Consider the following 12620-nt stretch of genomic DNA (forward strand, 5'->3'; position numbering starts at 1 on the left):
CTCGGCGCTCTCCTGTGGTGGCCGCGACCGCGGACCGGCCGCAGAACGCCGGCGGCGGCCCCACCGAGGTCACCGGCGGCACCGCCGCCGCGGCCGGCCCAACGGTGGAAGCGGCGGACGGGGGCCGACCATGTGGAGCTGGCCGCCACCGACGACGTCCTGCTGGCGCTGATCGGCGAGACGGTCCGCGGGCTGGATCCGCGCACCGGCAAGGTGCTGTGGAAACGCGTCCACTCCTTCTCTCCGACGGGCGCCGGCGACATCGCGTACGTCCTGGCCAGCGAGGCCACGCGGATCGCCGCGATTCGGGCCGCCTCCGGCCGGACGCTGTGGACGTCCGGCTACTACCACCAGGTCCTCGGCGACGACGTGGCCGTCACGGGCCCGGTGGTCTGCGTCGGCACCGACGGGGTCAGTGCGGTGAACGCACGCGACGGCCGGCCGCGATGGACCTCGAAGGTGAGCGGGAAGTACGGGATCTCCGGCGCGGACGGCCTGGTGGTGGCCGTGTCGTCCACCGCCATGACCGGAATCGACGCCGGCACGGGACGGACCCGGTGGACGTACCCGATGGACTACGGGGACTATCAGCTCATCGGTGAGGGCATGGCCTTCGCCTCCGACCGGTTCGGCACCCTGCACGCGGTGCACGCCGGCACCGGAGCACCGGCCTGGCGGAGGCCGGACGTCAAGAGCTGGAGCGGCCAGGTCGGCGGCGGGCTCGTGTTCGTCGAGGGGCGCTACGGCGACGTGCTCGCGCTCAGGACGACGACGGGCGAGGTGGCGTGGTCGCACCGGCCGACGCGGGCCGTGGACGACCCGCGCGGCCAGGCGACCGCGCCCGGCCTCGCCGGCGGCACGCTGTACGTCGCGTCCACCGACGGGAGGATGTACGCGCTGGGCGCCGCCGACGGCCGCCTCCAGTGGATCTACGACGCGGAGAGACCGATGCGCATCCGGCCGGTGAGCGTCGGCGGGCTGGTCTTCGTCGCCACCATGGACGGATACATCCGCGCGCTGGTCCCACCGGCCGGCGCCACGAGCCGGAGCGGAGGAACCCGTGGAGGCCCTTGAGCCCGGCGACCCGCGCCGGGTCGAGACGGCGGGCCGGCGGTACCACCTCCTGGCGCGGATCGGCTCCGGCGGCATGGGCGTCGTCTACCTCGGCCGCTCCGCCGGCGGGCGCACCGTGGCGGTCAAGATGGTGCACGCCGAGTTCGCCGGGAGCCGGGAGTTCCGGGACCGGTTCCGCCGGGAGGTGGAGGTCGCGCGGTCGGTCGGCGGCGGGTTCACCGCTCCGGTGATCGACGCCGATCCCGGCGCCCGGATCCCCTGGCTGGTGAGCGAGTTCCTGCCGTCGGTGTCGGTACGCGACGCGGTGGCGCTCTGGGGCCCCCTCCCGCCGGCCGCCGTGTGGCGGCTGGCGAGCGGGATCGCGGAGGCGCTCGTCTCCATTCACCGGGCGGGTGTCGTGCACCGGGACCTGAAGCCGGCGAACGTCCTGCTCACCGCCGACGGTCCCCGGGTGATCGACTTCGGCATCGCACGCGCGGTGGACGCGGCCTCGCTCACGCGCCCGGGCAGCCGTACCGGCTCACCGGGGTTCATGTCGCCGGAGCAGGTGGCCGGCGCCCCGGTGGGCCCGGCCGGCGACGTGTTCTCGCTCGGGTCGACGTTGGCGTACGCGGCCACGGGCGACGAACCGTTCGGCGCGGGGCCGTGGCACGAGAAGATGCGGCGGATCCAGGAGGAGCCGCCGCGCCTGGACGGCATCACCGACGATCGTCTCCGGGAGCTGATCGCCTCCTGCATGGACCCCGATCCGTCCCGCCGCCCGACCGCCGCACGGCTGAGCCGGGAGCTGGCCTCGGCGCACCAGGACGACGGACCGGACGGCTCCTTCCGGCTGCCGCCGCCGGTCATGGCCGAGATCGTCAAGCGCCGGAACGAGGCGGAGAACCCGCCCGCCCCACGGGAGCGGCCCCACGCCGTACGCCCGGGGCGTCGCACGGCCCGTCGGCTCGGCGCCGTGGGTGTGGCCGCCGCGCTGATCGGGGTGGGGCTGGTGGCCGCCCGGTCGTACGGCTCCGGAAGGTCCCCGGCCGATCCCCCGCCGACGCCGACCTCGACATCGGCGGCCACGCCGACGATCACGCCGAGCGAGGCCGGCTATGAGCTGGTCTTCTCCGTCACCGGCGATGTGCGGCTCACCTCCCTCACCTACACGGTGAACGACCGGCCGGCCACGCTGAGGAACGTCGGGCTGCCCTGGCGGAAGACGATCACTCTGCCGCTCTGGCCGCCGCGAAGCTCATGGAGGCTCGCGTACCGCTGCCCGCCGGGCAAGGTGTCCTACACCGTCACGATCTCCGGGAACGTCGTCGACGCCGGCGGGTACTCCGGCAACGGCCGGATCGGCACCGAGGGGCACGCCGACGGCGTCTACTGAGACTCCCCGGGCTCGTCGAGCAGGGCCAGGTCCGCCTTGATGAGCGTCGCCGTGACCAGCAGCTCGGTGATGAGGTTGTGGTTGAGGGCGTTCCCCGAGCCCGGTGGGAGGTCCTCCTCCCGGACGCCGCGCACCCCCTTGGCGCTCAGCCGCAGGCGTACGTTGCGGACCTCGTGGGCCGCCTGCCGCCAGGTCCATCCCTTCCACGGCTGCAGGCGCTGGAGCTCGTCCTCGACCTCGGCCCAGGTCAGCGGCTGCGGGGCGGGATCCTGCCGCAGATACCGCTGGGCGAGGCAGACGAGGACCAGGTGCTCCCGGTCGCCGACGTCCCACGCGGTCGGGCGGGTCTCGGCCTCGTACCTGCCGCCCGGGGCCGGCGGGGTCCTGGCCGCCACGCGGACCTCGAGCAGGTGCTCCTGGTCGGGCGCGACGATGAACAGCGGTGAGTAGCCGGCGGGGATCTCCTCCCGCTGCCCGCTGACCACCAGCCGCGCCCGGGGAAACCGGATGGGCAGCCTGCCGACGTTGTACAGGACCCAGCGCGATCCTTCGCGCGTGATCCGGCCGTGCCGGCGGCTGACGCGCGTGTCGCCGGCGCCCACGCAGACGTGGACGTCCGGCTCGCACCGCCCGAACCGAAGCTCGAACCCGGCGTCCGGCTCGACGCTCATCCCGCCGTACAGCCCGCGGACGAACAGCGTGCCCGGCCGGGCCGGCGGGAGCCCGTGGGCGAGGCTGGCGAGATCCGGCGGCAGGACGTTGACCTTACTCGACGGTCGCGGCATCGCCATCGTCATGGGATCAGGCTAGCCTCCGGCGCCCGGGAGGGGTCCCGAACGCACGGCGACGCAGGTCAAAGCCATGATCATTATCCGCGAGCCGCACCGGTTCCGGCTCCGGCGGGCGGGGCGACCGGCTTGACGACGCTCCGGCGTCTTGGTAGAAGCGTTCAATACCTGTTTGCCCCAAATGAGCTTTTCGGGCAGGCAAGACGGCGAGGTCACCCCTCCTGCCTGACCAGACCGGAGGTTGGTACCGCACGATGCCCGAACTCGACCTCGTCATCGCCGGTGGAAGCGTGCTGGACGGCACCGGGGCGGCCGCCGTGCCGGCCGACATCGGCGTCGAGGGCGGGCGGATCATCGCCGTCGCGGCTCCCGGGGTCCTGTCCGGCGCCGACACACTGGACGCGACCGGCCAGGTGGTGACGCCCGGCTTCATCGATCTCCACTCCCACGCCGACTTCTCCCTCCCGGCGCACCCCGGCGCGGACACCTGCCTCTACCAGGGCGTCACGACGCTCGTCGGCGGCAACTGCGGCTTCTCCCCGTTCCCGGTCGTGGACCCCGAACGGCTGCGCCGGACGGCGGCGTTCATGGGCCGCGAGGAACTGGCCTGGGACTGGACCGGCTTCCGCGGGTACGCCGACTCCGTCGAGAGCACCGCCCCGGCCGTCAACCTCGTGGCCCAGGTCGGATTGAACGCCCTGCGCATCGCCGTCATCGGCGACGACGAGCGGCCCGCGTCGCCGGACGAGCTCGCGGCGATGTGCCGCCTGATCGAACGGGCCGCCGAAGAGGGCGTGGCGGGCTTCTCCACCGGGCTCATCTACGCCCCCGGGACCTACGCGCCGCCGCAGGAGGTGACCGAGCTGGCGCGGACCGCCGCGCGGCTCGGCCTGCTGTACTCCACCCACATGCGCAACGAGGCCGACCGGCTGATCGACGCCGTCACCGAGGCGCTGACCACGGCGCGCGAGTCCGGCGTACGCCTGGAGATCTCCCACCTCAAGGCGATGGGCCGCGAGAACCACGGGAAGGTGCACGAGGCGCTGCGGCTGATCGACGAGGCCCGCGCGGACGGCGTCGACGTCACCGCGGACGTCTACCCCTACACCGCCTCCTCCACGACGCTGACCTCGCGCCTGCCGGGCTGGGCGCTGGACGGCGGCGTGGACCGGCTGCTGGACCGCCTCGCGGACACCGAGGTCCGGCGCCGTATCGCCGCCGAGACTCGGATCGACCCCGACGCCATCGTCCTCGCGGAACTGCCGCCGGGCCCGTACTCGGACCGGGTCGGGCGGAGCCTCGCCGAACTCGGCGCCGAACTCGGCCTGGGCGGGGCCGAGACCGCCCTGGAGGTCCTCGCCGCGCACAGCGGCGCGGCCGGCATCGTCAACCACGCGATGGCCGAGGACGACATGCGCACCGTGCTGGCGCATCCGCACGTCAGCGTCGCCAGCGACGGATGGACCCTCCGCCCCTCCGGTACGGGCCGGCCGCACCCGCGCAGCTTCGGCACGTTCGCGCGCGTGCTCGGACGGTACGCGGGCGACGGGCGGCTGCTCACGCTCGCCGACGCCGTACGGAAGATGACCTGGCTGCCCGCGTCGCGTGCCGGGCTGACCGACCGGGGCCGGATCCGCGAGGGGCTGGCCGCCGACCTGGTCGTCCTGGACCCCGGAACCGTCCTGGACACCTCCACCTTCGACGATCCCTGGAACCTGGCGACGGGCGTACGCCACGTCGTCGTGAACGGCACCGCGGCGCTGCGTGACGCGACCCTCACCGGAAACCGTCCCGGACGCGTACTCCGGCGCCCCAGGCCCTGAGGAGCACTCCCCCTATGAGTACGACCACCTCCGCGGAGAACGAGGCGGCCCCGGACCGGCGCCTCCGGCGTCTGCCGGCGATCGCGACCGGCGGCTTCGCGGTCGCGCTGGTGATCGGCATCGTGATCGCCGCGTCCGGGGGCGAGGCCGGGCTGTGGGGCCTGATCCCGATCTTCCTCTACGCGGTGCTCGCGCTCCTCGGCGTGGACGTGGTGCTCGCGACCGCCGGCGCGCTCATCGTCGCCGCGGTGATGACGCGGACCGGCCCGATCCCCCTCGGCGCCCAGATGGCGACGTCTCTCGGGTCGCTGGTCGCGGTCATCGGCGTGATCATCCTCCTGGGCTCGGCGCTCGGGCAGGTCACGCAGGAGACGGGCGCGGCGCAGGCACTGATCAGATTCGTGATGGGCCGGATCGGGCTGAACACGCGCACGCGCGTCCAGATCGGCATCATGGTCTCCTCGCTCATCATCGTGGGCGCACTGGGCACGCTGGCGGGCGGGAACGCGATCCTGGCGCCGATCATCATCCCGATCGCGGCGCGCACCGGCTGGCGTCCGCCGGCGGTGGCGGCGATGCTGCACGCGGCCGGCGCGGCGGGCCTGATGACCGGCCCGTTCACCCCGCCCGTGGTGACGATCATGGCGGCGACGCGGCTGAGCTACGGCGGCTACCTGCTCCACGCGGGCCTGCCGGTCGCGGCCGTGACGATCGTGACGGGCTTCTTCATGGCGCACTGGATCCAGCGCCACACCGACCAGGAGTACACCGCCGCCGACGCGGCCGACACCTCGGCCGAGACCGACCGTCCGGGCGCCCGCCGGGCCGCCCTGGTCCTGGCGGTCGTGCTGCTCGCGCTGGCGGTCTACGGCATCGTCGAGAAGGCCGCGTACTCCTACGCCCTGGTCGTCATGGTCGTCACCGCCGTCGCGACCGGGCTGGCCGGTGGGCTGGCGCCCAAGAAGATCCTGGACGCGATGTACACCGGCGCGGCGCGGCTGATCTGGCTGTTCCTGCTGTTCTGGATGCTCGATCCGATGCTCACGCTGATCGGGAAGACCGGCGCCTTCGACGCGGTCTTCGCCGACCTGAAGCCGACGCTGTCCCATGCCGGGCCGTGGGTGTTCCTGATGCTCATCGTCTTCCTCGGCTACCTCCACGCGGTGCCGGGCGCCGCCGTCGCCCAGGTGGTGCTGGTCAACAAGCTGTTCGGTCCGATCGGCGCCGCGCTCGGCATCGCGCCCGGCGTGTGGGCGGTGGCGCTGCTCGGCGTCTCCCAGATCGACCAGCTGGGCCCGCTGCCGGGCGCCGACATGATCGGGCAGATGGGCCTGGCGCGTTCGTCCAGCCTTCGCATGATGCTGTTCAACGGCTGGGCCATCATCGTCACCAACACGGCGCTCTTCACCGTGCTCTTCCTGGTGCTGACATGAATCTGGGCGAGTCGCTGACCGGGCTGGTCGAGGAGGCCGAGGCGGCGGGCGGCCGGGCGGGCGTCGTCGTCCGCCCGCTCGACGGCGGCGGCGGTGAGGCGATCGAGATCGCGCCGGACCACCCGTTCACCGCGGCGTCCTTGATCAAGCTGCCGATCCTGGCCACCGCGCTCGACTCGGGGCCGCCGTTCGACGAGCGGCTCCCGGTACGACCGGCGGCCGGGGGTTCCGGCGTGCTGGCCCACCTGGCCGATGTCGCCGACATGAGCGTCCGCGACCTGCTCACCCTCATGATCGTCGTCAGCGACAACACGGCGACGAACGTGCTCATCGACCGGATCGGCCGGGAGGCGGTCAACGCCTGGTGCGCGCGTCACGGCCTGACCGCCACGGTGCTCGCCCGGCACATGATGGACCTGGAGGCACGTGCCCGCGGCCTGAACAACCTGACCAGCGCCGCCGACGTCGCGTCGGTGCTGGCCCGGCTGGCGGACTCCCCGTTCGCGGTACAGGCGCTGGAGGCGCAGCAGTTCAACGACCGGCTGCCGCGCCACCTGCCGCCGGAGTTCCGCCTCGCGCACAAGACCGGCGAGCTGTCCGGCGTGCGCCACGACGCCGGTATCGTCTACCCGCCCGCCGGCCCGCCGGTGGTCGTCGCGGCGCTGACCGAGGGGATCGCCGACGGCGCCGGCCTCATCGCCGAGTGCGGCCGGCTGGTCTTCGCCGCCCTCGTCCGGTCGTGACGTGCCAAGGTAAATGCGGCCTTACTCAGCGCTGAGGATGCCCTGACCCGCGCTCTCCTACTGTGGCGGCACGTATTCGCCAAAGGGGGAGCCGAGCATGTCCGAACGTGCCTTCTCGCCCAGCGGGAACGACCACGCGGCTCGCGGCCCGCGGGTGCGCCGATGGGGCTGACCGGGGCCGGTTTCGTCGTATCGCTGCTGGTCGTCGCGCTGGTCGCGGTGGCCGCCTGCGTATGGTTTCTGCCGAGGTACTCCGGCACCGGACGCGCGCAGGTGACGGCACGAACGGGCCTGCTGGTGGGCAGCCAGGTCGTTCTGCTGCTGGCCCTGCTCGTACTGATCAACTCCAACATGCAGTTCTACTCGTCCTGGCGCGACCTGTTCGGGATGGACGCGGGCGCGGTGCGGATCGCCGACAAGCACCCCGGGCCCGTCCCCTCCCCCGTCGCCGCGCCCTCGGCGACACCGTCGCAGAACGCCCTCACCCGCCGCCTGCCGGCCGGCGACGGGCGGCTGACCACCCTCGCGGTGCACGGCGCGCGATCGGGGATCTCCGCCCACGTGTACGTGTACGTGCCGCCGCAGTACGCGAGCGACCGGCAGCGGCGGTTCCCCGTCGCGCTGTTCCTCGCCTCCGCACGCGACGCGATCGTACGGCAGCGCATTCCCATGCTGGCGGCGGAGGAGATCGCCGCCGGGCGCGTACGGCCGATGGTGATCGTCATCGCGCCGGTCGGCCCCGGGTGCGTGGACGCGCCCGGCCGTGCGCAGGGCGAGACGTTCTTCAGCCAGGACCTGCTCGCCGCCGTCGGCGCGGCGTACCGCGTGAGCGGTACGCCGAGTGGCTGGTCGGTGGCCGGGGCGCAGGGGTCGGCGGCGTACTGCGCGGCGCTCCTCGCGATGCGCCACTCCGACCGGTTCGGCTCGGCCGTCTTCACCGCCGCCGCGCTCACGCCTCCGGCCGGCGACCTGTACGGCGGCAGCCGGGCCATCCGCGACGAGTACGACCCGCGCTGGCGGCTGCGGCACCGGCCGCCCCCGCCGATCAGCGTCGGCGTGGTCGCCGACGACGGCTTCGCCGCCGGGGCCCGGCCACCGATGCACGCCTACGCGCTGCCCCCGACCGCCTGGCAGAGTCCGCCCACCGTGCTGCGCTGGCTCGGCGCCCATCTCACCTCTGGGAGCTCGTCGTGAGGCTCACCGGCGTTCCCCTGCAGGTCACGGTCGTCATCGTCGCGCTGATCGCGATCGTCGCGACGGTACGGCTCGCGCCTCGTGTGGCGGGTGGCAGCCCCGTGAAGGTGCTGGCCCGGCTCGGTCTCGTCCTCGGCTGCCAGCTCTGCGTGGTCCTGGCCGTGCTGGACCTGGTGAACGCCTCCTTCGACTTCTACGGCTCGTGGGGCGATCTCGTCGGCGTGGGCGCCAGGACCCAGAACCTCGGCGTTCCCTCGACGCACACCCCGGCCGCGAACCAGAGCGCGCTGGTCACCCCGGACCCGACCGCTCCCCGGTACCGCATGTCCGCCGGACAGGGCCGCATCGACTCCGTCGTCATCCACGGGACGCGTACGCTGATCAGCGAGCCCGCGTTCGTCTACCTTCCGCCGCAGTACTTCGCGGGGTCGAACCGGACGCGCTTTCCGGTGATCGTGGCCTTCACCGGATACCCGGGCGACGCCCAGAACCTGATCACTCACCTGGGGCTGCCGAAGACGGTCGCGCAGGAAATCGCCGCGGGGCGGATGCCACCGGCGATCGTCGTCATGCTCCGCTCGACGGTCGCGCCGCCGCGCGACACCGAGTGCACCGACGTCCCGCACGGCCCCCAGGCCGAGACGTTCTTCGCCCAGGACGTGCCGACCGCACTCGCCTCGGCGTACCGGACCACCACCCGCGCGGCCGGCTGGGGCGCGATGGGCGACTCCACCGGGGGCTACTGCGCGGCCAAGCTCGCGATGCGCCACTCCGACCGGTACTCGGTCGGCGTCTCCCTCGCGGGCTACTACCACGCGCTCCAGGACTTCACCACCGGCGAGCTCTACGGCCACAGCAAGGCGTACCGCGACGAGAACGACCTGCTCTGGCGGCTTCGGCACCTGCCTCCTCCGCCGGTCAGCATCCTGCTGACCACCAGCCGCGTGGGAGAGAAGGACTACGCGCAGACCCGGCGGTTCCTCGCCCTGGCCCGCCCGCCGATGCGCGTCGCCTCCATCACGCTTCCGTTCGGCGGCCACCACTTCAGCACGTGGCGCCGCGAACTGCCACCGGCCCTGCAGTGGCTCGGCGCCCGGCTGGCGGGCGGAACACCGACCGGTTCCTTCACCGGCAGGCCGGCGGGCCCGGGGACGAGCGCCGTCTCCGGGCCCGGCGGCCGATCCCTCAGCGTCGCGAAACGCTGAGCACGGATCGGCCACCGATCCCCGACGGCGGGCCGGTCCTCGGCACCCGGGGAACGCGGACCTCCTCGCTTTGACGGCGCCCGCTTCACCGGAGGTCCGGCGGTCTCAGGCCTCGGGCGACAGGCGGTCGTAGCGGTCGAGGAGGTCGTCCAGGGGCAGTACCGGCCCGCTCGGGTCCTTCGCCGCGTCGTCCCAGCGGCGCAGGGCGATCGCGTCGGTCGCCCACGGGTGGGCGCCGAACTCCGCGACCTCGCCGGGCGTCATGGGACCGCCCTGAGCGCGCAGTGACCGTACCGACACCGGGCTGAGACCCGCGTGGTAGTCCGGGTCCACGGCCACGAGATAGCGCTTGGCCGGAACGTGCTGCTCGATGGCCCACGCGATCCGCTCCGTCAGACGCTCACGGGCGAACGCGGCCCCGGCGTGTTCGTGCGGCATTCCCCGATGGCGTACGGCGACGGCGCCCGCGCGGCCGATGTCGTGCAGGGCCGCCGCGACGACGAGTTCGTCGTCGGCCCCCGCCTCCACCGCGTGCGCGGCCGTCTGGAGGGCGTGGGTGCGCTGGTCCACCGCCTCCCCGCCGTACGGCAGGTCGGCCAGGCCCTCGATCAACGCGGCCAGTTCGGCACGGCTGAGTCGGTTCATGAGTCCTCCTTCGCCGGAAGGGGTGACCACAGGGGCGTGCCTTTCGATTCCCTCGCGGTCAGGGGTCCTCCTGGTCGACGTTCGCTTACGGCCGGACAACCTCGTTCGCGCACGTGACGACGCGGTGTCGGCGTGGTGGCCGTGCAGGTCCGAGGCGGTGACGAGCGTCCCTTCCCAGCGCATGTTCGCGCCCTGTTCACTCGCGGGTTCGTGCGCCGAAAGGAGAGTCCGACCCGCAAAACACCGGTGCTGCCGACCGTGGCAACCGATCCGAGTACGCGAGCAGGAGAACGATCATGAGACTGAAGGTCACGGTCGCGGCGCTGGCGGGTGCCATCGCCCTGGCGGCGTCGGGCTGCGGTTCGGCGAGCGGGAGCTCCGGGGGCGACGACGGCGGCACGCTGCGCTATGCCGCGGTGCCGTCCGAGCAGAACATCGACCCCACCGCCGAGTACGGCGACATCATCAAGCTGATCGAGAAGGACACCGGGAAGAAGGTGCGGTTCGTCCGCTCGACCGACTACAACGCGGTCATCGAGGGGATGGTCTCCGGCAAGATCGACATCGCCGAGTTCGGGCCCCTGTCGTACGTGCTCGCCAAGAACAACGGCGCGAAGATCACGCCGATCGGCTCGATGGTCGAGAAGGGCCAGCCGCCCACTTATCAAAGCTACGGCATCGTCCCCAAGAACAGCCCGATCACCGACATCAGCGGGTTCAAGGGCAAGAAGGTCTGTTTCGTCGACCCCAGCTCGACCTCGGGCTATCTGTTCCCCACCGCCGCTCTCCAGGGCGCGGGGATCGACCCGAAGACCGGCGTGACCCCCGTCATGGCGGGCGGGCACGACAACTCGGTGCTGTCGGTGGCGTCCGGCAAGTGCGACGCGGGCTTCGCCGAGAACGCCATGGTCGACACGATCCTGCCGGGCAAGGGCAAGCTGAAGCCCGGTCAGGTCCGCGTCGTCTGGAAGTCGGCGCCGATCCCGCAGTCCCCCGTCGCGATGCGCGACACGCTGCCGGCCGACGTGAGGTCCAGGCTGGTCCAGGTCTTCACCAAGGACGCGCAGAAGGACCGTATGGTCCAGCTCGGCATCTGTCCCGACACCGGCCATTGCCAGGTGACCTCCGACGCCGCCATCTGGGGCTTCGCCCCGGTCAGCGACTCGACGTTCGACACCGTCCGCAAGGTCTGCGCCGCGACCAAGAACGAGAACTGCGCCAAGGCATGACCGGGCGAAGCGAGGGGACCGAAGGCACGGACGTCGTGGTCTCGACGCGTGGGCTGGCCAAGTCCTTCGGCGACGTGCACGCCTGCGCGCGGATCGACCTCACCGTGAACCGCGGGGAGATCGTCGGCGTCCTCGGCCCGTCCGGGTCGGGCAAGTCGACCCTGTTGCGCCACTTCAACGGGCTGACCCGGCCGGACGCCGGCGAGGTGCGCGTACTCGGCGTGGACGTCGCGACGGCGCGCGGCCGGCGGCTGCTCGCCCTGCGCCGCCGGGTGGGTGTGGTCTTCCAGCAGTTCAACCTCGTCGGCCGGCTCACCGTGCTGGAGAACGTCCTCACCGGGGCGCTGGGCCGGGTGCGCGGTCCCCGCTACGGGATCGTCACCTGGCCGCGGTCCCTCCGGCAGGAGGCGCTGGAACACCTGGACCGCGTCGGCCTGGCCGACCGCGCCTACCAGCGCACCGCCAGCCTCTCCGGCGGCCAGCAGCAGCGGGTGGCCATCGCCCGTGCCCTCATGCAGCGGCCCGAGCTCGTCCTCGCCGACGAGCCGGTGGCCTCGCTGGATCCGGAGTCGGCCGCGTCCGTGATGGACCTGCTCGTCCGGGTCTGCCGGGAGGACGGCCTCACCGTCGTGTGCACGCTGCACCAGGTGGAGCTCGCCCTGCGCTGGACGCGGCGCGTGGTGGGGCTGCGGGACGGCACGGTCGTCCTCGACGCGCCGACGTCCGCCCTCGACACGAGCCGGCTGCGCGGCCTGTACGGCACCGTGCCCGAATCGGTGCACGCCTGATGACCGTCGTCCCGGTACGGCCGCCGATCACCGCCCGTCGCGCCGCGGCCTGGGGCTTCCCCCTGGTCTTCGGCGTCCTCGGTGTGGCGGCGCTGGCCCTGCTCGGGGTGAAGGCCACCGGCCTGCCCGAACTGGCCTCCCTGCTCCGGCGGGCGTGGCCGCCCACGCTGAACGACGCGGGAAGCGTCTTCTCGCACCTCCTGGAGACGGTCTGGATGGCGGTGGCGGGCACGGCGCTCGCCACCGTGCTGGCGGCGGTGCTCGGCGTGCTCGCCGCGCCGGGCATCGCGCTGGGCCGGTGGGTACGGTCCGCGGCGCTCGCC

12 protein-coding genes are annotated in these 12620 nt (G+C 72.9%); 10 read left to right on the forward strand and 2 right to left on the reverse strand.

What is annotated here, in order from left to right; translation table 11 throughout:
* Positions 1-1074 (forward strand): outer membrane protein assembly factor BamB family protein (locus ACFFNX_RS27065; RefSeq protein WP_378208123.1); only part of this gene is annotated, 1074 nt, incomplete at its 5' end.
* Complete coding sequence (locus tag ACFFNX_RS27070) at positions 1061-2449, forward strand: serine/threonine-protein kinase (protein WP_378208126.1); 1389 nt, start codon at positions 1061-1063, stop codon at positions 2447-2449. The genes ACFFNX_RS27065 and ACFFNX_RS27070, both read left to right, overlap by 14 nt.
* Here ACFFNX_RS27070 and ACFFNX_RS27075 read toward each other — a convergent pair.
* Positions 2443-3246 (reverse strand): FHA domain-containing protein, encoded by an 804-nt coding sequence (locus ACFFNX_RS27075; RefSeq protein ID WP_378208128.1) that lies wholly within the window; start codon positions 3244-3246, stop codon positions 2443-2445. The genes ACFFNX_RS27070 and ACFFNX_RS27075 overlap by 7 nt on opposite strands.
* A gap of 245 nt (positions 3247-3491) precedes the next feature.
* On the opposite strand from ACFFNX_RS27075, the gene ACFFNX_RS27080 reads away from it, so the two are divergent.
* From ACFFNX_RS27080 to ACFFNX_RS27100, 5 genes are all read left to right on the forward strand, one after another.
* The gene (locus ACFFNX_RS27080) at positions 3492-5060 is read left to right on the forward strand and encodes an N-acyl-D-amino-acid deacylase family protein (protein ID WP_378208131.1); all 1569 of its coding nucleotides are present in this window, start codon (positions 3492-3494) and stop codon (positions 5058-5060) included.
* Between the two features lie 14 nt (positions 5061-5074).
* Positions 5075-6493 (forward strand): GntT/GntP/DsdX family permease, encoded by a 1419-nt coding sequence (locus ACFFNX_RS27085; RefSeq protein WP_378208134.1) that lies wholly within the window; start codon positions 5075-5077, stop codon positions 6491-6493.
* Positions 6490-7236 carry a serine hydrolase gene (locus ACFFNX_RS27090; RefSeq protein WP_378208137.1) on the forward strand — a complete coding sequence of 249 codons (747 nt, stop codon included), beginning with the start codon at positions 6490-6492 and terminating at the stop codon, positions 7234-7236. The genes ACFFNX_RS27085 and ACFFNX_RS27090 overlap by 4 nt, the downstream gene beginning before the upstream one ends.
* Positions 7237-7398: 162 nt before the next feature.
* Entirely contained in the window at positions 7399-8430 is a 1032-nt protein-coding gene (locus tag ACFFNX_RS27095; RefSeq protein ID WP_378208140.1) for an alpha/beta hydrolase, read from the forward strand.
* Entirely contained in the window at positions 8427-9635 is a 1209-nt protein-coding gene (locus tag ACFFNX_RS27100; RefSeq protein ID WP_378208143.1) for an alpha/beta hydrolase, read from the forward strand. Before ACFFNX_RS27095 ends, ACFFNX_RS27100 begins: the two co-directional genes overlap by 4 nt.
* Before the next feature lie 105 nt (positions 9636-9740).
* Here the strand turns inward: ACFFNX_RS27100 and ACFFNX_RS27105 are convergent, their stop codons facing one another.
* A complete protein-coding gene (locus ACFFNX_RS27105; protein WP_378208146.1) occupies positions 9741-10280 on the reverse strand; it encodes an HD domain-containing protein in 540 nt (179 codons plus the stop codon).
* 296 nt (positions 10281-10576) lie between these two features.
* On the opposite strand from ACFFNX_RS27105, the gene ACFFNX_RS27110 reads away from it, so the two are divergent.
* From ACFFNX_RS27110 to ACFFNX_RS27120, 3 genes are all read left to right on the forward strand, one after another.
* On the forward strand, positions 10577-11509 hold the full coding sequence (locus tag ACFFNX_RS27110; RefSeq protein ID WP_378208148.1) for a phosphate/phosphite/phosphonate ABC transporter substrate-binding protein: 933 nt from the start codon (positions 10577-10579) through the stop codon (positions 11507-11509).
* The gene (gene phnC, locus ACFFNX_RS27115; RefSeq protein ID WP_378208151.1) at positions 11506-12297 is read left to right on the forward strand and encodes a phosphonate ABC transporter ATP-binding protein; all 792 of its coding nucleotides are present in this window, start codon (positions 11506-11508) and stop codon (positions 12295-12297) included. Before ACFFNX_RS27110 ends, phnC begins: the two co-directional genes overlap by 4 nt.
* Positions 12297-12620, forward strand: a 324-nt coding sequence (locus tag ACFFNX_RS27120) for a hypothetical protein (RefSeq protein ID WP_446678525.1), incomplete at its 3' end; no start/stop codon positions are given. The genes phnC and ACFFNX_RS27120, both read left to right, overlap by 1 nt.

It is taken from the genome of Actinoallomurus acaciae (assembly GCF_042429965.1).
Taxonomy (GTDB): Bacteria; Actinomycetota; Actinomycetes; order Streptosporangiales; family Streptosporangiaceae; genus Actinoallomurus; species Actinoallomurus acaciae.